At 50.3% G+C, this 24,930-nt stretch carries 28 protein-coding genes; 17 read left to right on the top strand and 11 right to left on the bottom strand.

Going from position 1 to position 24,930, the window contains the following annotated elements:
• Positions 1-36: 36 nt before the first annotated feature.
• Both H6F94_RS02250 and H6F94_RS02255 read right to left on the bottom strand, forming a co-directional pair.
• Positions 37-1,281, bottom strand: coding sequence for a family 1 glycosylhydrolase (locus tag H6F94_RS02250; RefSeq protein ID WP_190800625.1), 1,245 nt, complete (start codon positions 1,279-1,281; stop codon positions 37-39).
• An 86-nt stretch (positions 1,282-1,367) separates the two neighbouring features.
• Entirely contained in the window at positions 1,368-2,612 is a 1,245-nt protein-coding gene (locus H6F94_RS02255) for a DUF4336 domain-containing protein (protein WP_396426408.1), read from the bottom strand.
• 216 nt (positions 2,613-2,828) lie between these two features.
• Here H6F94_RS02255 and H6F94_RS02260 point away from each other — a divergent pair, with 216 nt between their 5' ends.
• Positions 2,829-3,875 carry a DNA-methyltransferase gene (locus H6F94_RS02260; RefSeq protein WP_190800626.1) on the top strand — a complete coding sequence of 349 codons (1,047 nt, stop codon included), beginning with the start codon at positions 2,829-2,831 and terminating at the stop codon, positions 3,873-3,875.
• Positions 3,876-3,914: 39 nt separating this feature from the next.
• Here the strand turns inward: H6F94_RS02260 and H6F94_RS02265 are convergent, their stop codons facing one another.
• Genes H6F94_RS02265 through H6F94_RS02275 form a run of 3 tightly spaced genes read right to left on the bottom strand, consistent with a single transcriptional unit; the run spans position 3,915 to position 5,571 of the window.
• Positions 3,915-4,439, bottom strand: a complete 525-nt coding sequence (locus H6F94_RS02265) for a GNAT family N-acetyltransferase (RefSeq protein ID WP_190800627.1) — start codon at positions 4,437-4,439, stop codon at positions 3,915-3,917.
• 48 nt (positions 4,440-4,487) lie between these two features.
• Positions 4,488-5,123, bottom strand: coding sequence for a macro domain-containing protein (locus tag H6F94_RS02270; RefSeq protein WP_190800628.1), 636 nt, complete (start codon positions 5,121-5,123; stop codon positions 4,488-4,490).
• Positions 5,068-5,571 (bottom strand): GFA family protein, encoded by a 504-nt coding sequence (locus H6F94_RS02275; protein ID WP_190800629.1) that lies wholly within the window; start codon positions 5,569-5,571, stop codon positions 5,068-5,070. Before H6F94_RS02275 ends, H6F94_RS02270 begins: the two co-directional genes overlap by 56 nt.
• A 229-nt stretch (positions 5,572-5,800) precedes the next feature.
• Here H6F94_RS02275 and H6F94_RS02280 point away from each other — a divergent pair, with 229 nt between their 5' ends.
• Complete coding sequence (locus H6F94_RS02280) at positions 5,801-6,325, top strand: peptidoglycan-binding domain-containing protein (RefSeq protein WP_190800630.1); 525 nt, start codon at positions 5,801-5,803, stop codon at positions 6,323-6,325.
• A 56-nt stretch (positions 6,326-6,381) separates the two neighbouring features.
• On the opposite strand, the gene H6F94_RS02285 is transcribed toward H6F94_RS02280, so the two are convergent.
• Positions 6,382-7,023 carry an SGNH/GDSL hydrolase family protein gene (locus H6F94_RS02285; protein WP_190800631.1) on the bottom strand — a complete coding sequence of 214 codons (642 nt, stop codon included), beginning with the start codon at positions 7,021-7,023 and terminating at the stop codon, positions 6,382-6,384.
• Positions 7,024-7,207: 184 nt separating this feature from the next.
• On the opposite strand from H6F94_RS02285, the gene H6F94_RS02290 reads away from it, so the two are divergent.
• The 11 genes from H6F94_RS02290 (at position 7,208) to H6F94_RS02340 (ending at position 15,773) form a co-directional block, all read left to right on the top strand.
• Positions 7,208-8,434, top strand: a complete 1,227-nt coding sequence (locus H6F94_RS02290) for a U32 family peptidase (protein ID WP_190800632.1) — start codon at positions 7,208-7,210, stop codon at positions 8,432-8,434.
• A complete protein-coding gene (locus tag H6F94_RS02295; RefSeq protein ID WP_190800633.1) occupies positions 8,424-9,581 on the top strand; it encodes a U32 family peptidase in 1,158 nt (385 codons plus the stop codon). The genes H6F94_RS02290 and H6F94_RS02295 overlap by 11 nt, the downstream gene beginning before the upstream one ends.
• A 42-nt stretch (positions 9,582-9,623) precedes the next feature.
• Complete coding sequence (locus tag H6F94_RS02300) at positions 9,624-10,334, top strand: tRNA1(Val) (adenine(37)-N6)-methyltransferase (RefSeq protein ID WP_190800634.1); 711 nt, start codon at positions 9,624-9,626, stop codon at positions 10,332-10,334.
• A gap of 3 nt (positions 10,335-10,337) precedes the next feature.
• Positions 10,338-11,093, top strand: coding sequence for a carboxy-S-adenosyl-L-methionine synthase CmoA (gene cmoA / locus H6F94_RS02305; RefSeq protein WP_190800635.1), 756 nt, complete (start codon positions 10,338-10,340; stop codon positions 11,091-11,093).
• Between the two features lie 10 nt (positions 11,094-11,103).
• Positions 11,104-12,090 carry a tRNA 5-methoxyuridine(34)/uridine 5-oxyacetic acid(34) synthase CmoB gene (cmoB, locus tag H6F94_RS02310; protein WP_190800636.1) on the top strand — a complete coding sequence of 329 codons (987 nt, stop codon included), beginning with the start codon at positions 11,104-11,106 and terminating at the stop codon, positions 12,088-12,090.
• A gap of 212 nt (positions 12,091-12,302) precedes the next feature.
• Entirely contained in the window at positions 12,303-12,941 is a 639-nt protein-coding gene (locus H6F94_RS02315) for a TVP38/TMEM64 family protein (protein WP_190800637.1), read from the top strand.
• Between the two features lie 157 nt (positions 12,942-13,098).
• Entirely contained in the window at positions 13,099-13,341 is a 243-nt protein-coding gene (locus H6F94_RS02320) for a hypothetical protein (RefSeq protein WP_190800638.1), read from the top strand.
• A gap of 21 nt (positions 13,342-13,362) precedes the next feature.
• Positions 13,363-13,761 carry a hypothetical protein gene (locus H6F94_RS02325; RefSeq protein WP_190800639.1) on the top strand — a complete coding sequence of 133 codons (399 nt, stop codon included), beginning with the start codon at positions 13,363-13,365 and terminating at the stop codon, positions 13,759-13,761.
• An 8-nt stretch (positions 13,762-13,769) separates the two neighbouring features.
• Positions 13,770-13,931 carry a hypothetical protein gene (locus tag H6F94_RS02330; protein WP_190800640.1) on the top strand — a complete coding sequence of 54 codons (162 nt, stop codon included), beginning with the start codon at positions 13,770-13,772 and terminating at the stop codon, positions 13,929-13,931.
• 388 nt (positions 13,932-14,319) lie between these two features.
• Positions 14,320-14,910, top strand: a complete 591-nt coding sequence (locus H6F94_RS02335) for a Uma2 family endonuclease (RefSeq protein WP_190800641.1) — start codon at positions 14,320-14,322, stop codon at positions 14,908-14,910.
• A 92-nt stretch (positions 14,911-15,002) separates the two neighbouring features.
• Positions 15,003-15,773, top strand: coding sequence for an SDR family NAD(P)-dependent oxidoreductase (locus H6F94_RS02340; RefSeq protein ID WP_190800642.1), 771 nt, complete (start codon positions 15,003-15,005; stop codon positions 15,771-15,773).
• A 15-nt stretch (positions 15,774-15,788) separates the two neighbouring features.
• Here the strand turns inward: H6F94_RS02340 and H6F94_RS02345 are convergent, their stop codons facing one another.
• A complete protein-coding gene (locus H6F94_RS02345; RefSeq protein ID WP_190800643.1) occupies positions 15,789-16,274 on the bottom strand; it encodes a hypothetical protein in 486 nt (161 codons plus the stop codon).
• A 184-nt stretch (positions 16,275-16,458) separates the two neighbouring features.
• On the opposite strand from H6F94_RS02345, the gene H6F94_RS02350 reads away from it, so the two are divergent.
• Together H6F94_RS02350 and H6F94_RS02355 are read left to right on the top strand one after the other, a co-directional pair.
• Positions 16,459-17,064, top strand: a complete 606-nt coding sequence (locus H6F94_RS02350; protein ID WP_190800644.1) for a short chain dehydrogenase — start codon at positions 16,459-16,461, stop codon at positions 17,062-17,064.
• Between the two features lie 78 nt (positions 17,065-17,142).
• Entirely contained in the window at positions 17,143-17,850 is a 708-nt protein-coding gene (locus tag H6F94_RS02355) for a class I SAM-dependent methyltransferase (protein WP_190800645.1), read from the top strand.
• 67 nt (positions 17,851-17,917) lie between these two features.
• On the opposite strand, the gene H6F94_RS02360 is transcribed toward H6F94_RS02355, so the two are convergent.
• A complete protein-coding gene (locus H6F94_RS02360) occupies positions 17,918-18,568 on the bottom strand; it encodes a hypothetical protein (protein WP_190800646.1) in 651 nt (216 codons plus the stop codon).
• A 215-nt stretch (positions 18,569-18,783) separates the two neighbouring features.
• Positions 18,784-19,257: an MEKHLA domain-containing protein gene (locus H6F94_RS02365; RefSeq protein WP_190800647.1), complete on the bottom strand. Its 474-nt coding sequence runs from the start codon at positions 19,255-19,257 to the stop codon at positions 18,784-18,786.
• Positions 19,258-19,627: 370 nt separating this feature from the next.
• Between H6F94_RS02365 and H6F94_RS02370 the strand changes: the two genes are divergently transcribed.
• Both H6F94_RS02370 and H6F94_RS02375 read left to right on the top strand, forming a co-directional pair.
• Entirely contained in the window at positions 19,628-20,251 is a 624-nt protein-coding gene (locus H6F94_RS02370; RefSeq protein ID WP_190800648.1) for a trimeric intracellular cation channel family protein, read from the top strand.
• A gap of 215 nt (positions 20,252-20,466) precedes the next feature.
• A complete protein-coding gene (locus H6F94_RS02375; RefSeq protein ID WP_524537846.1) occupies positions 20,467-21,228 on the top strand; it encodes an EamA family transporter in 762 nt (253 codons plus the stop codon).
• A 282-nt stretch (positions 21,229-21,510) separates the two neighbouring features.
• On the opposite strand, the gene H6F94_RS02380 is transcribed toward H6F94_RS02375, so the two are convergent.
• The gene (locus H6F94_RS02380) at positions 21,511-22,578 is read right to left on the bottom strand and encodes a DUF3474 domain-containing protein (protein WP_190800650.1); all 1,068 of its coding nucleotides are present in this window, start codon (positions 22,576-22,578) and stop codon (positions 21,511-21,513) included.
• Between the two features lie 429 nt (positions 22,579-23,007).
• Positions 23,008-24,354, bottom strand: coding sequence for an MFS transporter (locus H6F94_RS02385; RefSeq protein WP_190800651.1), 1,347 nt, complete (start codon positions 24,352-24,354; stop codon positions 23,008-23,010).
• Between the last annotated feature and the right edge of the window lie 576 nt (positions 24,355-24,930).

A 24,930-nucleotide genomic window follows, 5' to 3' on the forward strand; every position in this document is an offset into this window, starting at 1 on the left:
AAAGCGCAGCGGCCTGTGCCTGCCTGTGCCTAATGATCAGCTCCAATTCTGGTCAGGAACTTTGCGCAAGCGTTTGGCCGCGTCTACCACATCCTGCAACTCCACCGGGTCACTGAGGGGGTCCTCATCTAGAGCGATGACCCGGTTGAATTCTTTCTGCCAGCGCCGCAGTTCTGCCACATAGGGTTCGTGCGGCACTCGCTTCAGGTCGTCCCCTTCTGGCACCAAATCGCAGATGCCGTTGTGTAACCACTCGCCCGTGTGCCAATCAGGCATATCAACAGCAGGAAATAAACAGATGCCATGCAGATCCATGCCGCTATTCACTGCTGCCAAAGACTCCTCGACCACATCCTTCAGCCAGGCTGCCCTGCCCCCACCTAGGCCACTGGTTTCGCCAATGATCATCGGTCGCTGATAGCGCTGCCAAACCGTTTGCAGTAAGTCATGGAGCGGCTTGATGCGGTCATCGTGGGGCTCTAGGGCCTGGTGCGGTCCCTGCGCTCGATACTCCATCTGACCAAACGAGTAATTATTGGCGCCCACAATATCGAGAATCTCCGGCGACCCGCCCAGTTCTGGGTGCTCTTTGCCGTAGATGATGTCCCAAGCCAGAAACGTATCGACGTAGGTTTCGTGTTCGGCAGCCTCGATTTGATCCGGTTGGTCGCGGGGAGCCACCACCTGAACCAGCGGATCGATGTGAACCATCCTCGCCTGCGGCTCTACCTCGCGAATAGCTTTGACACCAGCAATCGCCGCCTTGCACAAACTCAGCCTGAGACGAAAGCGATCCTCTTTTGTGGTTCCATAGGGCGCAGCCCAACCCCACTCACCGCCGCAGAACGAGAAGAAAGTGATCTCATTGATAGGCGTGAAGAAATAGGGACCACGCAGGCGGGGAATCACATACTCAGCGGCAGCGCGGCAGTAGCTGGCAAACCGTTCAGTAAACGCATCCGAGAACGGGTCCAAGTCATCAGGGTAGCCGTAGTGGCAGAGATCCCAAATCGGGCTGATCTGACACTCCGCCATCGCTTCGATCATCGGGTCAATGCGGGAGAAGTCATAACGCCCACCGACATCAATCATGGGCCAGGGAATGCCCTCCCTAGCCACAGCAATACCCAGCGACCGCAAAATGTTGTAGTCCTCTCGGACATGGCGGTCGTGCTGCGTTTCCTCAGTCAAGTCGCGCCGCTGTTTTTCCTTCCAGCGAAAGGTCGAACATTCAAAGCCAGAGATGAAGAAAGTGGGGAAGATACCGGGTCGTTGAGCCATGTGTTGAGCCCTAGGTTGAGCCATATCTTCAGTGCCCATTTATTGCCCATTTGCTAATTGTTTGTTTAGCCCCACACCTTATTTCTCTAGACCTTCTCCTTCGCGGGGGGTGTGATGCCGCGCTTATTGAGACCTACTTCGAGTTCCTTGAGGAATTCAAAATCTTCCTCGGGTAGAAGCGGATGGGCCCCGCCGCTCGCGTCGCTGAGAGCCGGTTGCTTCTCCAAAAAGGCAAAGGCCTGGCGGAACTGGGCAGGGCCTACTTCTAACGGTGAGTCTAGGTGGCAGGGAATAATGCGCTCAAAATTCCAACTGGCGACTTGATCAGCCCAGTCAATCGTCTCCTGGGGAGCCCGGTTCAAGATTAGGGTCTGCAAAATCGGCGCAACAAACAGACGCCCACTGCCGCGTAGGGCCTCAAACGACTGCTGCCACTTCTCTTTCCAACTGAAAGGAAACCAACCGAAGAAAGCTTTTCTAGACCGATCCGGTGCTTTGAGCGCATCCCGAATCGACTGTCCCAGTTCAACCACTTCTAGGCTGCTGGGGCGGAAGTAAAAGGCAAACAGTGCAATACGCTGCCAACCTTTACGGCGATTGACCTCGTTATCCTCGACTGTGTCGAAGGCGCTATCTCTAGCATGGAACAGCAAGGCGTAGGGCTCCAATTGCACAATAGCCGGTGGGTCTTCCGGCACAGAGAGCACAGAGTCCGTGACCAGTAGCGTGCGCGAGCGCTTGTGGAAGAAGGCAACTTCCCCGAATGGCCCTTGCCCTAAGTCAACGTCTAGGACCGCGTAGTCAAATTCATCAGCGAAGGGAGTTTGGCTGCTGTCTGCGGGGAGAACATGAGTGCGCTTCAGCGGAAAGCCGAGCCAACTCAGGGGCAGATTCAACGGAAAGCTCCACTGCTTCGCGGCAACAAACACCTGCGAATTAGGAAAGCGCCTAGCGAAAGGACCGACAAAAACCTTGTGCTCCAGGCCAGAAACCGTGGGCAGGACAATATATTTGATGTCCCCATGCTGCGCGACCAGCTCTTGGACCAGCCGAATGCACTCTGGCGTCGGCGCAACTGGCGCGTAGACCAGCAGGCCGCCAGCTTCCAGCTTCACGACCGTCATGCGAATGGGCACGATCACGTAGATAATGCCCTGGACCTGGTCGAAGGTCCAAACCGTGTCCTTCACGACCTCCGTGCGCAGGGTTCGCCGTCTGCCATAGGGGTAGAGAGGCACCGCAGGCCAAAAAGGCCACGACCAATCTTTGGGTTGGATGGCAGGAACCGGTTGCTCCTGCGTCTCCTGACCGTTCATGGTGGTTTTAGCCACTCCAAGCCCCTCTTACCAATCCTGCCAATATCAAAGCTTGAGATCTGGATTAGTTCAATCTCTAAAGGTTGGAGTTTAGCAAATTTCGCCTGGATAACCTAACGATCTTCTAAACCCACTGACTAAACCTCGGCTTTTTGTGACAATCTGCGTGACAGAGCTCAATGCAAGATGGGCTCTAGTTATGGTCTGAGCTGTGATCTGAAAGATTGCCCTATGAAAATTGCTGAAACAGCAGTGACAGAAGCTGGAACCAGGAGAATCGCCAGCCAGGAGCATAACCTCTACCTCGCCCAGGGCATTCAACCCCACACAGCAACTCAAATTGTGCCCTCTGGACTGCTACAGCCGTTCTCTGAAGCTCTGGAAGCTCAGCTTTTGGCTAGACACAAAGCAGTAGAAAAAGCCCTGCACCAATACTTGGGCAAACCTTTCTATTCTGAGCCCGGTTTTATTCTCTACCAAGGCGACTCAACCGAATTGCTCAGCCATTTAGGCAAGGCTGAAGTTAGCACTGAAATTGGTACTGAAGTTAGCGTTGACTTAACCGTCACTTCGCCCCCCTACAACATTGGCAAAGCCTACGAACAGCCCATGAGCGTGGAGGAGTACGTTGCCTGGTGTTCGGGTTGGATGGCTCAGGTTTATCAAGTCACCAAACCTAACGGTGCCTTCTGGCTAAACGTGGGCTATCTAGAGGTGCCGGGTCAGGGTCTCTGTGTGCCAATTTCCTATCTTTTGTGGAACCAGTCGCCCTTTTACTTATTGCAGGAAGTCGTGTGGAAATATGGGGCTGGCGTTTCAGCTAAGCGACGCTTAAGCCCACGCAATGAGAAGTGGCTGTTCTACACCAAAAACCCCAAATCCTACACGTTTAATTTGGACGACATCCGCGATCCCAATGTCAAATATCCTAATCAAAAGAAGCAGGGCAGATATCGCTGTAACCCTCTGGGAAAGAACCCCTCCGATGTATGGGAGTTCCCCAAAATCACGACTGGAGAAAACAGAAGCTCCAAAGAACGCACCAATCATCCAGCCCAGTTCCCCTTAGCCATCGTCGAACGAATTGTGCGCGCTTCATCGAATCCAGTGGAAATCGTGCTCGACCCCTTTGCCGGTTCCTGCTCAGCAGGCATAGCAGCGGCGGGTTTAGGCCGCATCTTTATCGGTTTTGAACTCAAATCTAACTACTGTGAAATGGCAGCCAACCGCTTTGAGCAGTTCCAGCAGGCTAGACGCACTGCCACTCAGCAGGGGTAGCGATTGAGGAGCAGATGCTCTTATTTCAAACCTACAGGTTCAAGCTGTTATTTCTGCATTCAGATCCCCATCAGCTCTCCATTCGGGCACCAAGAGCCGATAGAACCGAGTGTCTCCTTGCATCATGGGGAACGTAGCAGGCAGGTCAGATTTTTCGACTTGCCGGAAACCATGCTTTTCATAGAAGCGATGCGCGGCTTTGAAAGCATCAACTGTTCCTAAGTAGATCGCTCGAATCTTGTGTTCTACAGCCCAATGGCACAACGTCGCCAACAATTGCTGGCCCACGCCAATTCCTTGCCCACGGTAGGGGGACGCCACAAACATCTTGCGCAGAGCCAGATGGTGATCGCCAAAATCAATAGCTGCAATTGTCCCAATCACCTGGTTTGCATCTACAGCTAGCCAGAAGTTGCCATGACCTTGTTGATAAACAGTTGGAATATCTAGCAGGTCAGGTTGATCAGCTAGAGTGATCGGCAAGCCAAACTCTTCTCGCTGGACTTGCAGAACTAGCTCAACAATTGAGGTTTCATACTGAGGGTGATAAGTCAAGATCTGCATATTTGAAGGCCTCGCTAGTTCACAGCTAGTCAATGTCGGGTAGATAAATTAGGTCACATCCCCTCCAGAACCAATGGCGGTTTGTCTCGACTCAGCATAGGGCCAGCTGATCGTTTGTGGTGGGTTCAAGAAATTTTTGTAGGCAAGCGCCATGTGTTTTGCCGCTCGCTGAAATGGCATTCGCCCGGTTGCTGTGCCTAAGCCTGGACAGGCAACGGTGCGTATTTTTCGTATCTCCTTTTGATTGTGTTGCCACACAGCCAGCAACATTGCCCACATCGCCTGGTAAACATTGTCTGTTTGACTAATCAACATGGGCACTCGCATGGTTGGCGTATGGGCCAGGAAAGGATGCTGAGGATGACCCGTACCGATAATGAATGAAGTACCAACCGGTTGCTCACCCCGAAACTGCTGGATAATGTGTTCTTGTACGCGCTCCATCAGCTCAAGGCCAAAATAGCGAATGATCGCCAGATCAACACCCCCATCCATCAGCCCGAACGAGTTGCCTGCGCTCACCAGGCAATCGTAGTCGGTTAGTTCTTCAAAGTAACCAGTTACGATTGAGACTGCCTGAACCCCATCAAATTCTTGTCGCCAAGCACTGCAAAGTTCTTCGATCGGATCAACCAGAATGAGTTTCAGATCCGTGACCTTCACTTGATTTTTCTCTGGGCTCATTTCCTAAATGCCAACGCTCCAATAGTTGCGAGAAGTCAACCGGCTGACCCTCATAGTTCAGCATCTGTTCATTGATGGTCAGCCAGGGTTGAGCACTTTTAGTCCATAAATGAGCAACAGGTTTTAACCAGCGGGTATCATCTAAAGTCCCTGCCTTGACATTAGCGATCTGCAAATTACGCGCAGGATGGTGAAACAGCCTAGTTCCGCAATCGCCACAAAACAGGCAAGTGACTTGACGACCGCTTTCGGAGCTGCGCTGCCAGGCTTTCGGTTGACCTTGAGTGATCACCACAGCTTCGCGAGGCACTGTCATAGACAGACCAAAAGCACTTGAGGACTGCTTTTGGCACTCTTTGCAATGGCAGGCGTAAAGCGTCAAAGGTTCAGCGAGTAGCTCATAGCGGATGCGTCCGCATTGGCAACCTCCAGGATATGAAACGCTCATAGCCAGCTCCTCTCTATCGACTCTTGCTAACGTAGCCTGCAATCTCAGCTATTCCTCTCAACTTCTGCAGCAATTTGGCCCAGATTAACGGCTCAGATTAAAGTGCAGTAGCCAAGAGCAACGCCATTAGAAGCTTTGCGAACACTCTAGCTAGAGCATTTAAGCTACCTTATTCTCTAAAAGCCTTAAGAGACAAGCTTTGCCAGCCCAATCAGAAAGGAAGGCAGCAATGAACACCGAGCCGGGGGCAAATAGCAGGATTGATCGCATTTTACCAACGCCGGAACTGCATCCTTGGGCTTCAGGACCTGCTGTCATTGAATTACAAGAGCTGTTACGGGCACACGGTTTTGGGATCAAGGCCGATGGCGATTTTGGCGGCATTACCGAGGCGGCAGTGAAGGCATACCAACGGCAACAGGGCTTGAGGCCGGACGCGGTCATTGGCCCCAAAACCTGGGCAGCATTGAGAACAACCGTTCAACCAGGAACGCGAGTTCTACGCGAAGGCTATAGCGGTGTGGACGTGCGTGAACTGCAAGGACTGCTACAGATTTGTGGGCATCCAGTCAGTCGGAATAGCCTCTTTGACTCAGAAACCAAACAGGCGGTGCTAGCCTTTCAGAGACGGCATCAGCTTAAAGATGATGCCGTGGTGGGACCTATTACCTGGACCGTTCTTCGAGGCGGTCCGCCACTGCCCCAGCCGCCTAAGCAGACTGGCTGGTATGTAAACCCGCGCAAGTGGTGGTAGACAGGACTTACACAGAAATTTCAGCTAGAGATATGCAGTAAATACCTGCTGGATCGTTATAAATAGACCACAGAGCGCTGCCTTGAGAAGTCATGCTCGGTCACAATAGTTGCGATTGCTTGAGCAATTTTTTGGCCTCCAGAGACGGAAGGTTCGATCGGAGAGACTGCGGCATAATCGCTTGCCTCATTGCAGATGATGCGCAAATCTATCACAGGCAGAGCCGCTTGAATCGCCTCTCTGGTAATGCAGTCATTGAACATAGACAAGGCAGTAAATTGCAAAAGACGCATAACTGGATCCAAAAGCGGACATTGATCATAAATGGTACAGACTGTGGTGGATTTGCGGAGCGCCAGCACTGCTTTTAGCATCTGCTGATAGTTTCGTTGGAACTCAGTTTTCATCGCTGCTAACCGCTCGAACACCTCGACAGAAGTTGAGGCTGCTCCGTGAAGACTGTAGGCGTACCGTAAGGCATCATTACCACCAACGCTAATGAATAAATGGCTGGCATTGGCTGGTACCCGCTTGAGCTGTTGGTGAACATCTTGAGTGACATTGCCGTCTACAGCAAGCAAAGTGGCTTGATGGGCATCTGGCAAACAACTCTGTACTTGCTCAATAACAGCTGGACCTCCGGATACATAGGACGAGTTATCAAAGATTGAATCGCCCAATAATATGATGTGTGCCATTTTATAACTTCCATTTCAAAATAGGTTTAGCCTTCTAAACTCAGGCTAACAGCTGGGCTGATTGGGAAAACATCTCCTAGGCAGGAACTAAGATAAGATGGAAAGCCCTGAGCCTTGAGACTTAGGCGCAAGCCTCTCAATTAATTGACTTCCTCCATTTGGTCAACCAACCAAGCCTGTTGCGATGTGGAAACCTGAACTGCTAGCCCCAGCCAAGAACCTGGAACGGTTAAAAGTTGCCATTGCCTATGGCGCCGATGCCGTTTATCTGGGGGGGCAGAACTATGGTTTGCGAGCCCGTGCTGACAATTTCACCGACTACGATTTAGCGCAGGCTGTAGCATTCGCCCACGAACATAGAGCAAAAGTTTACGTCACCCTGAATGCCTTCCTCCATGATGCAGACTTTGAGGGGCTGCCAGAATACTGCCAGTTTCTCGAATCGACTGGTGTTGATGCGGTGATCGTGTCTGATTTGGGCGTGATTCGGGTCGTGCGCAAGTGCTCCAAGCTCAACATCCACCTGTCCACGCAGGCGTCTTGTCTCAATGCCTATGGCGCACGCTTATGGAAAGAGCTGGGGATCCAGCGTCTGATTGTGGGCCGCGAACTCAGCATTGCAGAGACTGGCCTGATTCGAGCGCAGGCCGACCTTGAGGTCGAAATGTTTACCCACGGTGCCATGTGCATGGCTTACTCCGGCCATTGCACGATCTCGAACTTCACAGCAGGTCGGGACTCCAATCGGGGAGGCTGCATTCAATCTTGTCGCTTACCCTATCATCTGCCCAGCAAGAGACAAGAACCCGATGAATTAGTGACCTTCATGTCCTCTAAGGATCTGTGGGGCATTGAGCAGATTGGTGCGTTTTTCCAACATCAGATCTGTTCGCTCAAGATTGAAGGGCGGATGAAATCTTCGTTCTATGTTGCCGTTACCTGCAAGGTCTATCGACAGCTAATTGATGCTTATGCAGAAGGAAGGTTGAGTGCAGATTTGCTCCAGCAAGCGGCAGCAGAATTACAATCAATTCCGCACCGAGACTATAGCTCTGGCTCACTAGAAACTCCAGCCGCTCAGGACTCAGTCTTCGAACAGTTGGCGGGTATCAATACCGGTAGTCATCAATACTTAGGGATGGTCTTAGAGGCAACACCTCAAGCCATTGTCCTGCAACTGGTTGAACCTCTAAGCGTTGGCGCTGAAATTGAAGTTGTTCCCTTTGAGGGAGAACCTATTCGTTGGCAGGTAAATCAGCTTTCCTCAGTGACTGGAGAGCCATTAGAGCTGATGCGCAAGGATAGTATCGTTTGCATCGCCAAGCCAGATCAGTCAGCTCGATTCAATCAGATTGCGAAATTAAATGTTGTTCGGGCCGCTCAAAGGGCCGCACTGGCCAGTGCAATTTAATACCTTCATTGCATCAATTCATGACCTGGAGCGGTGCGCCAATGCTCCAGATTTAGCTGAGGTTTTGTTAGAACCACGGTTACTAGCCCGACAGGGGAAACTGTCAGACGGTGAAGTCCACTCGTTAGCATCTGAAGCCCTAAAGCAAGGCTTACGTCCAGTTCTGGTATGTGACGTGCTGATGACAGAGCGGAGCATGACTAGAGTTTGCGAACAGCTCACCCACTGGGATCTCAACTGCTTTGGTGCCATTCGTGTCAGCGACCCCGGGGTTGCCTACTGGCTACAAACCCATTTCCCTGACCTGCCATTGCAGTTCATCGCCGAAACCGGCAATCACAACCTGGAAGCACTACAAGGTTGGTGCGATATTCTCGCTAGTTCGTTGGAACGGCTGATCCTATCAATTGAATTGCCCGAAGAAAAGCTGGTCGAATACTGTCAGGCGCTGCCTGTCGCTTGTGAGCTGTTGGGTGTCGGTCAGATTCTCCTGTTTTACTCACCCCGTCCACTTTTATCCGAGCCAAGCATTTCAGACGGCCAGGAGGAGCTGTATTTAGAAACTACTGCTGCCTTTGAAGAAGCCAGGGATCGCCATTTTCCACTTTTGCAAACCGAGCATGGCACCTTCATGTTCCTGGACAAAGATCAGTTCATTCTGGATAAACTCGAGCGCCTGCAAGCAGCAGGGCTGCATACTGTACGCCTCGATTTGAGACACTTGAGCCAGGCAGGTGACATAGCCGTGGGAGTCGATCAAATTTGTCATCAAATTCGAGAAGATCCAGTTGCGCTGCGCACCAATTGGCCCCGGCCCACCCGCGCTCCCTTTTTCAAAGCTAACCGGACGACTGCCCTATTCCCGCGCATGAGATCTACGTTACTTGAACATCGAAATGCAGCTTGTCTAGCCGAAGTTTTAGCTGGAGAGGGAGGAAAGTACGTTGTTTTTCATAGCCTGCGCCCCTTCGAAACTTCGCTTGCCAAAAGTATCCTACTGCCCACGGGTGAAGAAATCGCTATCCCTCAAAATCTTGCGTTCCGCGATTTGAGTGGCGAAGTGGCCGACAACTTTGAGTCAGAGCAGATTTTAATTACGGACTGGATCAAAAAGGTGACACCCGGGTCACTGCTGTTGGGACAATAGTGTTTTGCAGCTTATATGTGATTTTGACTCTGTAGGGCCAGGATGCCCAATCCTTATTTCCGCTTCAAACAATTCACAGTCACTCAAGATCGCTGCGCCATGAAAGTTGGCACTGATGGCGTTCTTCTGGGTGCATGGACCACTACTACCGATGCACAGCAAATTCTAGATATTGGCACCGGTACAGGCTTAGTCGCGCTCATGCTGGCACAGCGATCAACAGCAGCAATCGACGCAGTGGAGCTTGACCCAGAAGCTTGTAGTCAGGCTAGAGAAAACGTTCAGCGCTCGCCTTGGCGGGAACGCATTCAAGTTCATTCTGGCTTAGTTCAAGATTATGCTGTTACTTGTTCAAAGCGATACGAACTTGTAGTCTCCAATCCACCCTTCTTTGAGAACGCTAGCAAGACCCTCAAGCAGGCTAGAAATATAGCGCGGCACAATGACTTTCTGCCACAAGCCGACCTGTTGCAAGTGGCAAAGCAGCTTTTGCAAGATGAGGGCCGTTTGGCTGTGATCTATCCGCCTGAGCAAGCCCAAAGCTTTCAGAGCAAGGCTGCAAGTTTTGGCTTCTTTTGTAATAGAGTCTTATGTGTCAAACCAACTCTTGAAGGTCCGATCAAACGTATTTTAATGGAACTGAGCAAAAGCAAATTTTCCTATCAAGAAGATACCATCGCTATCGAGGCAGCTAGACGCTTGTACACAACCGAATTTATCAGCTTGATTCGAGATTTCTACTTGAAGTATTAGCCCATGCTGGACCCATTTGATACGGAGCTCTATCTCAGTTCTGAAACTGACGAATTGTTTGAGAAGGGACCGTGGCCCAAGCCATTTGTCTTCAATGAAGAAGTGGTGCGGGTTTTCGATGATATGGTCTCACGCTCAGTCCCCTTGTATCGCCAAGTCGTAGCCTGTGCGGTTCAATGGGCTAGAGCTTACTATCAAGCAGACACCCGAATTATCGATGTTGGCTGCTCTACTGGCACCTTTTTAGAACTACTGGGACGCTTCTTGAAGCAGCCAGCTACATTAGTGGGCATTGACAATTCTCAAGCCATGTTAGAGAAAGCTCAACAGAAGTTAGTTCAGCTGCAACCGACCCATCAGATCGAGCTCATTTGTGCCAACGCTGAGCATTGTTCGTTCGAAAATAGCAGCGTGGTTGTCATTAACTACACTTTGCAGTTTCTTCCTCTACACCAGCGTCAGAAACTACTCCAAAAAATTTACCAAGGATTGGTTCCAGGTGGGCTTCTTTTCTTGAGTGAAAAGGTCAAATCAGCACATCCACGGTTTCAAGAAACGATTACGCTTCACTACGAGGCTTTCAAAGCCCGCAATGGCTATGCCCGTCTAGAAATTGAACGCAAGAAAGAAGCGCTGGAAAATGTTTTAGTTCCCCTCACGGAAGCGCAACAAGTACAAATGCTGCAAGATAGTGGGTTCGCTCAAGTTGACTCGCTGCTCAAGCTGCACAACTTTATCTCATTGGTCGCTTTGAAGTAGGGATAGCCTGATGCTGGATGCAACCATTGGTTACATATCACCTGATTACCTGGAGCTTTACGACGCCGCTTTTGATCGAGAGGCTATCTTAGCCCTGCGACAAGAACGCCAGGCTAAGTTGTTCGAGCCTCAGGCCAGGCAGTATCACGGCGCAGTTAAGACTATTCGAGATCTTCAGAGCGACTGGTCTGACTTTTCAGGAACAGTTGTGAAAGTTGGTCGTGCAGATGAACTTTCAGCAGAACAACAGCAGCGTTTACATGAGGCTCTCCAAGTCTTTTGCCCTTGGAAAAAAGGTCCGTTTGACCTGTTTGGCATTACCATCGATAGCGAATGGCGTTCCGATTGGAAATGGGCACGGCTCCTGCCTCACATTCACTCCCTTAAGGATCGCAAAATCGCAGATATCGGTTGCCATAATGGCTATTTCATGTTCCGCATGGCCAATGAGCAACCGGCTTGTGTCATTGGCTTCGAGCCGGTTGCCAAACACTTTTGGAACTTCCAACTAATCCAAAACATTGTCCAACAGAAAACGCTGACATTTGAGCTGTTGGGGGTGGAGCATATGCACTTTTACCCCCACTTCTTCGATACGATTTTCTGCTTAGGTATTCTCTACCATCATCCTGACCCGATTGGCCTACTGAGCAAGATGCGGCAAGCTTTAGCTCCTCACGGTGAAATCATCATCGATTGTCAGGGAATTCCAAGCGAGCTACCTGTAGCGCTGACCCCGCGCAAACGTTATGCCCAAGCACGCGGCATCTGGTTTCTACCCAGCCAATCCTGCCTGGAGAATTGGCTAGCGCGGGCGGGCTTTACGAATATTCGCTGTTTCTTTGCTGAGCCGCTTTCGGTCGAGGAGCAGCGTCGCACCGCCTGGGCTGATGTGAATAGCTTGCAGGAATTTCTCAACCCTGATAATCCCTCACTGACTATCGAAGGCTATCCTGCCCCGTGGCGCTATTACGTCATTGCTACCCGCTCAACCTAACGAAGATGGTTCCTGCTACTCGTCAGTTTTAACGTGGAAACTCAGGCCAACGCAGCCACTCTATAGAAGTGGGAGAAAGAGGTGAGAGAATATACGGTCGTGGTAGAAGAGTTCAATGGCTTCGACCTGACTTTCAATCTTGGCTTTCAATCCGACTTTTGATATGCAACGATACCCGATGACGCCCTAATGACGCTAAATACTAAGGCTCCATGAAACATAGCAAGATAGCAATTCTTCGATGGTTCCTGATTGGACTGCTCATTGCTTTAGTGATTTGGCTGCTCAATAAAGTTGACATTGAGCAAGTCCGAGAGCGGGTTGATCAGTTTGGCATCTGGGCCCCTGTCATTGTCTTTGGCCTACGCTTTACCAGCGTGATTGTGCCAGTATTGCCGGGAACTGCTTACGCGGTTTTGGCGGGCGGGCTGTTCGGATTTGTTCAGGGTTTTCTGGTGATAGCGCTGGCGGACTTAGCATCCTGTACGTTCAATTTCTACATTGCTCGGCGCTATGGACGGGGCTTAGTTGAAAGATTTGTCGGTCAGCAATTTATGGAGAAGGTCGATCGCCTGGGCAAACGACATCTGGAACGCAACTTTTTTCTGATGGCAGCCTTTCTGATGACAGGGCTATTCGACTTTGTCACCTACGCTGTAGGACTGACCCAAACCTCCTGGCAAAGCTATCTATTAGCGCTCATGGCTAGCATTCTCATTGCCAAGCCCCTCTGGGTAGCGGCTGGAGCTGGAATATTTGAAGGCAGCCAGCTCCTCTTAGGGTTTGCGCTACTGGCGGCGTTTGGCATTGGCGCTGTGACAGCGGTTGTCCAGCGGCAACCGGATCAGTGAGCCATCGGGCTCAAAATGAACCCATTGACAGGTGAGATCGCCTGTGAGCCTTGCCATGAACGATAGTGCGATGAATAACAATAACTTTTGAACCAGATTTTAAGGCTAGATCTTAAGACCAAATTGCAAACATTCAGAACCACCGGGAGAGCCATCAATGCCACGCGAAGTTACTGACCAAGACGGCATCACTTGGACCTGCGCCCAAGCTTATGCAGGTCTTTCATCTGACGAAGAAAGCCAAAGCGCTGCGCAAGTCAAAGGAGAACCGGATCTCTATCACGTCGTTTGCACACCGAGTGGGGGCGCTCAATCTGTACGGCTTCAGTTGAAGGGAAATTGGCAAGAATCCTACTCGGATGAGGAATTGCTTCAGCAAATAGAGACAGGACGCAAGTGAGAACCATCGGGATTCAATCGAATGCAGATTCGGGACAATGCACAGCAGATTGAGATCTATAACAGCGGTCTTCTGGTATTTCTATACGACGAGGCTAATCGTGAGCTGATCAATCGAGCCAATCCCGGCTTGCTCGCTGGTTTTGCTGGGGAAGAGGACCTACAGGATGAACGTCTAAAGGAGGTCGCACAGCAAAGGCTCCTGGTTGTCTATGAGTTGCAACAGGACGATTCGTTGGGCATTGATGTGTCAGTTGGTCCGAGTCTTTCGGAAACGGAAAAGCAATCGGCAGCTTGGTTAGCTCCCCAGATAGCCGAATCAGTTTGCCCAGTGGCAAGCTATGCATTGAATCCTATGATTCACTCCAACTGGGTTCTGAAACTCCCACTGATCCAGGTGCAGTTCTTGAGGTTCCACTAGGAGGTTATGTGCTGACGCTGCATCGGATTGACTACGACGGTTTGAAAGCAATGGGCATGGCTGATCTAAATGATTATCAGGGTCCACAGGAATTTATTAGCCTGGCTCCAGAGGCAAAAGCTGACCAGAGTTCCCCCTCAGAGGTTCTTTTGCTTTTTCCAATTTCCTAGACACATCGCAGGCGCAAATACCCTTCAGCCGTAGCACTCAAGTCGCAGCGACCTGCCCTGCCTCCGAGCGAAGGGTAGCCGGTAGGCAATGTTAAACTTCCCACCAGCCATTAGTTTGCAGTTGCAATCTGAGGGTCAGTCATCTGGAGCTTGGTTGAGGCTCCAGGTGGCGCTTTGAGAACGTAACTATGAACCGTCGCTTTGCCCGCAAAACGCGCAAGGTTTAACCCAGTTCTGAAGCCTCAGCCTAAGCGCCTCATTCAAATTCTTCTACAATGCACCCTCGCGCCTTTTGCAGAAATCTGCGAGAGGCGTTTTTTTGCCAAGACCGATGAGCTACCCCTGCTGGCCAGTTAAAGTGAGAGCAGTCTCATCTGATGAATGTCTCATGAGTGTTGTGACGCCCAAGCGGTTCACCGTCGATGAATATCACCAGCTGATCAAACTCGGTTTTTTGACGGAGGGAGATCGGATTGAGTTGATTCGCGGGGAACTGATTCAGATGGCTGCGAAGGGAACACCTCATACGGTCTGTAGTTCCATCCTGTATCGCCAATTAGATCGGCTTTTGGGAGACAGAGCTGTCATTCGTGGGCAAGATCCGATTACTCTCTCCAATCAGAGTGAGCCCGAGCCGGATGTTGTTATCGCACGAGGCAGAGATGAGGATTACTTGGCTCATCATCCTTATCCTGAAGACCTTTTGTTAGTCGTCGAGATCTCGGACACGACGCTAGACTACGACCAAACCACAAAGCTGGCTTTGTATGCTGAAGCAAGAATTCCTAATTATTGGATCGTGAATCTGCAAGCTCGTCAGTTGGAGCGCTACAGCCAACCCTACGAAACGAGCCAAGGCAAGTTCAACTATCTCAACAAGCAAATCTCTCTTGCAAACCAGTTAGTTTCCATCCCTGGTTTTGGAGATGCGACGCTGAACTTGAACCGAGTTTTCCTAGAAAGTGCCATTGATAAGTGAACGGTCAGAATAGAAGCTTTAAATGAGGGGATTTGCCTTAAGCACAAAGGAATTAAGTGCTACACTCGGAGCGCTTTTCCCCGATGGCAGCGATGGTCAATTCCCCAACAGAGACATCCAGCAAGCAACATCCAACAGCAGCCCTGATCGTTGGCGCGGGTCAGGGAATTGGTTTAGAGTTTGTGCGCCAATTGCTACAGGACAACCGTGCCGAACGCATCTACGCCACCTATCGCAACCCACACTCAGAGCTAGTGACGCTTGCCGATTCTCGCTTGCGTTGTCTGCCTCTCGACATTACTGAAGAGACACAGATTGCCACTGTCGTTCAAGAAATCCAAACAGAAACAGCAGCACTCCATACTGTCATTAACTGCGTAGGCGTGCTGCATGAAGGCACCATCCAACCGGAGAAGAACTTGCGACAACTGAATGTAGAGCAACTCACGCGCTACTTTCAAGTGAATAGCATTGGTGCAGTGCTATTGGCAAAACATATCCAGCCCCTGTTGAAACATAAGGACCGCGCCATCTTAGCGACCATCTCTGCCAAAGTCGGCAGTATTGGCGATAACCAATTGGGCGGCTGGTATGGTTATCGTGCCTCGAAAGCAGCATTAAATATGTTCATGCGAACCACCGCAATTGAATATAAGCGAACCTGCCCACAGGCCATCGTTGTCACCCTCCATCCCGGCACAACCGACACCCAATTATCTCGCCCCTTTCAGCGCAGCGTTCCACCAGAAAAACTATTCTCTGTTGAGCGGACAGTTCAGCAACTGCTGACTGTTTTAGAGCAACTACAAGCAAGCGATAGTGGCGAATTCTTCTCCTGGGACGGCAGCCGCTTACCCTGGTAAGTTCGAAGCTTGGGTTCAGGAGACAGTTGTAGTTAAGCTCGGTTGGTTACGAGCAGCACCCGCCAACACCAAACAGAGGATCGTAATTGCCCTCTGCCATTCCTTCCGAATTACTGGCTCCTCCACAGAATCAAACAGACTAACCAAGCGAGGAATGGCCTGCTCCAAGGCAGCAGAAGGCACCGAGCGATGTAAGTCAATCAGATGTGTCAAGCTTTCTTGCCGATTCAAGAAATTAACGACCCAACGAGTCGTATGGTCGGGACTATCGGGTACACGCTGCATTCCTAGTTCAAACTTCAACCAATGATAAAAAGGTGGTAGACGTTCGGCCAGGATTGCTCCGGCGGTTGGCAGAGTCTGCCGCAAAAGCCCAACATCTAATCTACTCAACTGCTCCTGAATCGAAGATTCTACCAGCAATTCCTGTTGGCTCAAGGACAGCAATCTTTCAACTTCCTGCACAGAAAAATCAAGCTGTTGGGCAAACGTAAGCAACATTTCTTTCGTTTCGTAATGGCCTTAAGTTCAAGTTATCAATCGGTTGATTGCGCGTCTCTGAGCTACCTCATAGACACAGATCAATCCCCCTAGCAAGTTTTGCTGTTATGCTCACGCTTAGGCTGTACAACGGAGACTTCAAGTCAAAACTGGGTGCAAATCCCCCAACAACAGCAGGAAAATCATGAAAGTAGTTGTCATTGGTGCAACTGGAACTATCGGTCAGGCCATCATTCAAGCTCTCTCAACTCGTCACCAAATCGTGCAGGTGGGCCGATCTAAGGGGGAGTATCAGGTGGACATGACCTCAAAAGACTCAGTGCAAAAACTCTTCGAGACAATTGCTCCGTTTGATGCCGTTATTAGTGCAGCGGGTCAAGCTAGATTCAAGCCTCTGGAAGCCTTGACCGACGAAGACTTTCAATTCAGCCTGGGTCACAAGTTAATGGGCCAAGTCAATCTGGTAAGGGTAGGGCTAGGTTATGTCAACGACAATGGCTCATTCACCCTAACGAGCGGAGTTCTAGCTGGCGAACCAATGCCTGGTAGTGCTGCCATTAGCCTAGTGAATGCAGGAGTGGAGGGCTTTGCAAGGGCAGCAGCTTTGGAAGCACCCCGTAGTATTCGGGTCAATGTTGTCAGTCCGCCCTGGGTGAGCGAGACACTAGAGGCAATGGGCAAGAGCGGGTCTGATGGTCTGCCAGCTGCGCAGGTCGCTGCGGCTTATGTAGAGAGTGTAGAAAGCCAGCGCACAGGCGAGATTCTAGACGCTCGATCCTTCGGTTCTTAAGGCATTGAGTTACAACGACTCAAAACCCTGAAGCTAGAGAGTTTAACTTGAATTAGGAAATAGATAGAAGCAAACCCTATGGCTCTTTTACCGGCCTGGTATTTTGATGAATCTAAAATGGCTGGGGTTGATTTTAAATCTATAGACCAGGTCGAAGCATTTGACCAAAAGCAGCTATCCAGCACACCTGAGAAAGAGCAGGCTTTGGTAGCGCGGCTGGGAATTGGCTCAGGTCACACAGTTGTCGATTTGGGAGCAGGAACTGGTGCCTTTGCGATTCGGGCTGCGCTCAGTGGCGCTGCCGTGGTTCATGCTGTGGATATCTCACAGGCAATGCTCACTTATGCCGAGAATAAAGCGCAGCAAGCGGGGGTTGAGCAGATCCAATTTCACCGAGCTGGGTTCTTAACTTATGACCACGAGGGCAACTTAGCTGACTTTGTGATCAGCAAGTATGCACTGCATATCCTGCCCGATTTTTGGAAGATGGTTGCGTTTCTACAGATTGCCTCGATTTTGAAACCAGGCGGTGTTTTCTACTTACGCGATGTCATCTTTTCGTTTCCTCCTTCTCAATACGAAGCTGGCATCAATGCTTGGATTGAGCGGGCCGCTAAACCAGAGGGCTGGACAGCTAGCGACTATGAGCTGCACGTGCGAGAAGAACACAGTACGTTTGCCTGGATAATTGAAGGGATGCTGACCCGAGCTGGTTTCGAGGTCGCAGAAGCCAATTACTTGTCGCCAACTGCTGCTGAATACCGCTGCATTAAGTCAGGCATTTAGTGAGATAAAACAACCAAGTGCAAAACAACCAAGAATTGCTGAATTAAAGATTACACCTCAGCCGCATTTAATCTGCGCCCAGTAAGGGAGGACGCAGGCACAGATAGGCTAGAGGGCCAAACAACGGGATGAAAGCAACCAGGCGAAAGAGCTGAGAATCGCTACTCAAACCCCGGCGTGCCATGTCGTCACTCAACAAGGTTGGAAAGGGAAACAGGAAGCAAAACAGAAGAAACGCCAAACTCATGGCGTGAACAAAACGGTTCGTTTGAAACTCCTGACTAAAGGCTGACCAATCACCAAAGAATAAGGCGAACGCTAGCAAAACAATCGTGCTAAAGGCCAAAATAAGGCCGGTCGAACGTGAATCCAGCCACTTCAACCAGGTGTCTTTGTGCCCCGAGAAACTTTGATTGGGCTCACGCAGGGCTAGGTAGGGAATCAGGCCAAGCACTCCTGTTGCAACAGAGGCCAGCATAAAGGCCCAGGCAGGCACTCGCTGCATCCTGCCATCGGCAAAGGTCAGGCAACTGTAGATCAGTAACCAGATGCCAACCAGGCTGAACAGCGACACAATCACCGGATTAATAGTCGGTATTTGGCCCGAAAGCAGGGTTTGCAGCGGCTGAAAGGTGTCCGGCTGGACTGGAGGAGCAAACAGCAGCACATAGACAATAAAGCCAAGCCAGATCAACCAGAGCAGCAGTTTCCGTCCCATAGTTCCCTACACTTCTTCCTACGCACGCCTCCATTGTTGAAGCCCAAGCCAGCTGCAAACACTTCCTGGAGGCGGATACCAGGTCGTTGCGACCTATACATTGCTTTTGGCGTGCCAGAGGATTGCATTTCGAGTGAGATCTAGTTAACTAACGCATCAGCAATAGACTTAGGTGCCTGTATGCTGAGCTAGAAATTGCGTTATGAAGTACGAATCTACTGTAAGAAAACCCAGCTACTGAACATAGCGGCTTGACCACAGGCTTGGTTTTGCTGATCGAGTAAATTCCAAATGGTTGCCTGTTCAATTGAAAAACGACGTCCAGTTTTACTGATACGAACGCCACTATAATCATCAATGTAACCCTGAGCAGCAACAGTGGTTAACAGGCGTTGCCGTTCTGACTGATGCACTGGTTCGGCTGAAAGGCGAGAAGGCATTTGGATGAGTTCCTGCCAGGAAAGTTCGAAAAGCCGCAAGGCCGTATTGTTGCCATAGGTGAAAATGGGTTCTGGCGCGTTGCTGTGGGAAAGTACCACAAAGGGAGCATAGAACAGTTGCTGAGCTTGCTCCTGCAGTGAGAGTTTCGGGTCGAGCAAGGTCTTGCCAGTCCAGTGCGAAAAGTTGTCAAGCAGAATTGCTGCATGGTTGACCAAGAAATCATTGTGTTGACTGGGTTGAGGGAGCATCAGGATAACAGGATAATGGCTAGGACCAAGTTTGGTGATTGAAAGGTTGAATGAATGTACTTTGACACCAGAAGTTGGTCAAGTCTGCTTGGTAATTCTTTCACGGGATTAAAGCTTGTCTGAGCTGATGCCAGTAAGCCCGCTAATAATTCTGCCGCCAATAGCTACATCCAGTCATTAGCTGAAGCTCATACAAAGGCTTTATGCTCAAGTTCTATGCCCAAGCTCTATGCTCAAGATTTTATGTGCAAGCCATGTAGATAAGCATCAGCTATGGTTTAGCCTGTTATCTGCGGTCAGAAGTTGCAATTATTTAACTACCTCTTGTATTAAACTGCACCTGTCATCTGTGAGCGTGGAGCGGTAGCCTGTGATTCTTTATTTGCTAGATCTCTTAGGAGTCGCTGTGTTTGCAATTAGCGGCGCACTTGCCGCAGGGCGTAAGAGTTTGGATCTTTTAGGGGTGGTTGTCATCGCAGTGGTGACCGCCATTGGAGGAGGTACGTTCCGCGATCTACTCTTGGATCAACACCCAGTATTTTGGATTGAAGATCCAATTTACTTAGTGGTTATTCTCGCTGCTACCGCCCTGACCATCATCTACACTCGCTTCCGCAAACCGCCTAGCAAAGCCCTACTAACCGCTGATGCTTTTGGGCTTGCTCTTTTCACAATTAGTGGTGCTCAAATTGCTGAGCAATCTAACTTGAGCAGCATCATTATTGTTCTAATGGGAGCGATTACGGGTGTTGCTGGTGGAGTGATGCGCGATGTGCTTTTAGCCGAAATTCCCATCATTCTGCGTCGAGGCAATATCTATGCAACAGCAGCGATTATGGGGGTGATCGCTTATCTCATACTTCAACAAATTGGGTTTAACCGTTCTGTTGCTGCCCTTTTGGGTATGGGGGTGATCGCGGTACTTCGGCTTGCTGCTATCACTTGGGGGCTTACACTGCCAGTGTTCAGTTTGCCGGACCACGAGTCTGAGTAAGATTAGGAAGTCCCTGAAGATTGGTTTTCACAGTGCTTGGTTTTCTGATAGTCCTGCTATCTTCTTTCTTTTTTTGTTTTCAGAATGTAATTGTTAGGGTTCTCTTCCACGAGTACACAATTTTAGGACTATTCAGAACCGGCGGCTTTGTAGAGACGAACCTACAGAATTCGTTTCTACTGATGTTTTTGCGCATGCTGTTGGTTGTTCCCCTAATGGCAGTTCTGGCACCCAAGCTTTATCCAGCAACCTGGAAGGATATTGGCCAATTACGAAACATAGAACAGCGTCAACTCCTGCTGCAATCGGTTGGTTGTGGCATCCTCATGTTCCTCTACTTAGCCCTACTCTACGTTGCCATTGGCATGATTCCGACTGGCATTGCCATGACCTTGTTCTTCACCTATCCTGTCTTCACAGCACTGCTTTCCTGGCGATTATTCGGCAGCCGTCCTAGCCGTTTGCGTTGGGGGGTGATGGGCTCCGTCTTGCTAGGCAGCATTTTGACAATGCCTCAGATCAACTCAACAACCGATAGCAATAGCTTGATTGGCATCATTACAGGTATTGCATCTGGCATCACCTATGCTCTCTATACGGTGATTGCGCAAAAAAGCTTTGAGAAACTACACCCAGTTCCTTTCACCTGGATCAGTTTCGCAACCTCATTAGTTTTATCGGCAACCAGCCTGCTAATTTGGAACGTCCATGAAGCTCAGCTTCCCTGGCTTGCTCTCTGGATCGGTGGCCTGATCTCTGCCATCGTCACCTTCGCTGGGCACTTGATGAATAACTTTGGCATCCGCCTGATTGGGGCTACGGCGGCATCAATGGTTAGTGCTAGCAACCCGGCGCTCACGGCAGCACTAGCCTGGCTAACAATTCAGGAGACACTCAACGGGCTGCAACTGTTTGGCATCCTGGTCGTAACTCTGAGTGTTGCTTTGCTGAGCCGGGAACACCGTTCTTCAACCTGAGACTTAGGCTCCCTATTCATAAGCTAGGCTGAAATGTTTTTTAAGTAGACAACAAAAAGCCCAGAAAACAAAGCCAAAATAAAGTCCAGAAAATAAAGCCAAAACAATACCGATGCTGATACCAAACTTTCGTTAGGGCAATCACCATCGGCAGTGTTAGAGTTTCAGCAAGTTAGATATGGATAGACCTTTAACCAACGCTGTGCTGATGGCTAATTCAATCTCCAAACCTGCAACCACATTTTCCAAACCATCTTTTGGCTTAGAGATCTGTTGGTGTACTTACTGTTTCGGGTATGGCTGGTAGTAAACTCCAGAACCCTGGTCAGGGACAAAATGACAGGCCCAGTAAGAGCGTACAAAGCTGCGCCAAATGGGTTCGTCCGACTTGCGATAATAGTCACCCAAAATCGGTTGAATGGCTGCCGTTGCTGTCCTCAGGTGGTAGTGTGGCATGTTTAGAAAAATGTGATGAGCCACATGGGTCCCAATGTCGTGGTGAATGGCATTGAACCAGCCATAGTCACGATCGATGGTGGACAAAGCCCCCTTGAGGAAATACCAATCCTTGCCACGGTACCAGGGAATATCCGGTTCTGTGTGATGGAGGAAAGTAACCAGATCCAACCAAATCACAAATACCGTATAGGGAGCCAGGTAATACTTCAGCAGAAACAACCAGCCGAACTCGTAAGTGAGCCAGCCTAAGCAAACAATCATCAAGCCCCAAAGCACAGAACTAGTCAAGACATCCTGCTTTTCTGAGGGCCGGAACAGTGGGCTGTTGGGAAGGAAGTGAGATCCTTGCTTACCAGGCGAACGCCGGAACAGATAGAGCGGGTAAGCCAGCAAGGGCAAGTAGAAACGGAACAGCTTTTCATACCAGGGCATCTGCTCGTACTGAGCCTGGCCAATCGGGTACCAGCTTTCGTCCGTATCTAGGTTGCCCGTATTGGCGTGGTGAGTTCTGTGACTGATACGCCAGCCGTGATAGGGCACCAGGATTGGGATGTGAGAGAGGTGACCAATCAGGTTATTCAGCCATTTGAGCTTGGAAAAAGAACCGTGACCACAGTCGTGCCCAACCACAAACAAGGCCCAGAACATGGTCCCTTGCATCACCCAGAAAATCGGTAGGAACCACCAAGAATCTAGAAAATGGGCGGTCGCATAAAGCCCCCCGATGATCGCAATATCCAGAAAGAAGTAAGTCAGAGACTTCCAGGCAGAAGGCTCAAAACAGGAAGCTGGAATTGCGGCTTTGAGATCTTGAAGTGTAAACGGAAGTTCCGCTGTACAGGTAGATGAGTCTGTAGGGTCTGTCTGATTGAGAACGGTGTTTGATTGCACGAAGTTCCGATTTTTGATCTTAGAACCCACATTTCGTCTTCTGCATGAAACATTCAGGTTTTCGTTGGGAGAACCTCTTCTGGGTAGGAGTTCTAAAGTTATTTAGTTCGCACAAACTGTCCGTCTGCGATTCCCAATCAAGCTAGCTTGTTGAGCGCACATTCTGGAGAAATTGTTGCGACCCCCATTGCTCCGCGAAGTGTTTAATGTGTCATTTAGAGTGCGAATGCAGGTTGGCAACGAGGGCTATTCTACCCTTTTATTTTCTAACTTCTCACATTAAGCCTCAAAAAAGCGGCTTGCCTATTTACTGTTCGCGTTCGTCCAATCCTACATTGCTGTCAGTAGGACGGGGACTTATTGTAGGCCCTACCGAAAACTGGCTCATGCTGAAGCACAGCCAGCAACAGGGTGAGACGGAGTTGTCAATTAATATCGAATCACCCGTGCTAACCCATACAAGACTGCCGAGGCTAGCACAGCTCCTACCACAATACTCAGAATGCCAGCGTCGAAACTGCCGGTAGCGGCAACGATCGAACCAGGAATCAGGGAGCCGCCAACCCCGCCAAATAAGACTGAAAGCCCGTTGTATAGTCCAGTGCCCGCACCTACTCGGTCAGGGGGCAACAGATGTTGAACAATCGCGTATTCCTGAGCACCATAGGCACTTTGGAAAAATACAGCCATCGCGAAGAACAGCACTAAGAGTCCCAACGTGGTCATGCTCGACGCAACGTAGACCATCACCCCTGCCCCTAGAAATCCCGCACTAGCCAACAGAGTACGCTGCTGGAACCTATCGCCCAAGTAGGCCATTAAGATAATGCCTGCAATCCCCGCCGCAAACACTAACGCTAGTGGCCAGCCCAAACGCTCGAAGTCGATGCCCTTGGCTCGGTTGAAGTAGGTCGGCAACCAGTTGAGGGTGCCGAAGGCACAGAAGGCATTGAGCGTACCACTCAAGACCAACAGCCAGAAGCGTGGATCCCGTCGATAGTTTCTGCCCGAAGTTTCTATGGGTTGAACATTGGTCGCAAAACTGGCCGATCCAAGACTGGCCGATCCAAGACTGGCAGACCCGAGACTGGCTAGCCCAGCATTAGATGGGCCAGATGAAGATGAGCCAGAACCCGTGCTACCGTGGCCTGACTCACGACTGCTCAGGCTGTAGCCAACTCGGGGCCGATCCTCCACCAAAAACCAGACAAGCGGAATGGAGAGCAACATGCCCACCACACCCAAAACCGCAAAGGCCAGACGCCAACCCATGAGGTTGATCAACGGGATGATGATCAGGGGGGCAGTCGCAGTGGCCAATAGGATGCCTGCACTCCAGATCGCATTGGCTCGGGAACGCTCGCCGACTGGAAACCAGTGGCTCGTGATTGCGCTCAGCATGGGAATATGGACGCCCTCCCCTAACCCCAGCAGCAAGCGCAGCACAATCAGTGCGGTCAGCCACTGCCCCAAGGGCGCACTCAGGATCGTGAACAGAGAGAACGCGACAATCGCAGCAATCACACTGCGTTTGGGGCCAAACCGCTCGGCGAATGGGCTGAGCAGCATGTTCGATAAGCCGTAGGACAAAAAGAACACCGCTAATAGCAACTCCCCGTTTGAACCAATCTCACGGTCGGTCCAACCAAAGTCCTCAGCGATACGGGGCAACGCTAGTGCCAGATTGTTGCGATCCAGATAGTTGACGAAGACGGTCACAGCAAGGACGACTGGAATCCGCCAACGGGTTTCGCGAACAGGTACAGCAATTGGCATAGCAGTTCTCCAAATTAATCTACAGTGAATGGCTCTACAGCAGGTGCAGAGGCAAGCGGTCTGTAATCAGCAGCAAGGCGGGCCACTGAGATGGGCCAGTGAAATGGGCCAGTAAGATGGGCCAGTAAGACGAGTAGGGATATAGGGACAGCGCTAGCCCAACCTCCAAGCAAAGAATGATTGTACAAGTTAGCGCCGAGCAGAGCGGTTGCCTTCATGGCTCAAGCCAGAACTGCACTGGAGGCAGGTACAAGCAGCCATGCTGTAGTTAAGCTGTGGGCCAATTAGGTTTCAGAAGCAGTAAATGATTTCGACAGAATTAGCTCAGACTGAAGTTTTTGGATCTGTCTGTTTGCTGGGCCTGGATATAGTGCCTGTAATGATCCAAGTCAATTCATTCATGAAGCTAACTTCTAGGGGGTCTATTTCGCCTGCCAGGAACAGCCAACGACAGGCTGTCATTTTGGTTTACAGAGGCAATCAACTCCTTATCAAACGTCCAAAGCTTGCACAGAGCACAAGACCCAAGGTGCTATCCTTTGCAAAGACTTAGCCGCGTGGTAATTCGTGCGCCAA

This window comes from Leptolyngbya sp. FACHB-261 (assembly GCF_014696065.1).
Lineage (GTDB): Bacteria > Cyanobacteriota > Cyanobacteriia > FACHB-261 > FACHB-261 > FACHB-261.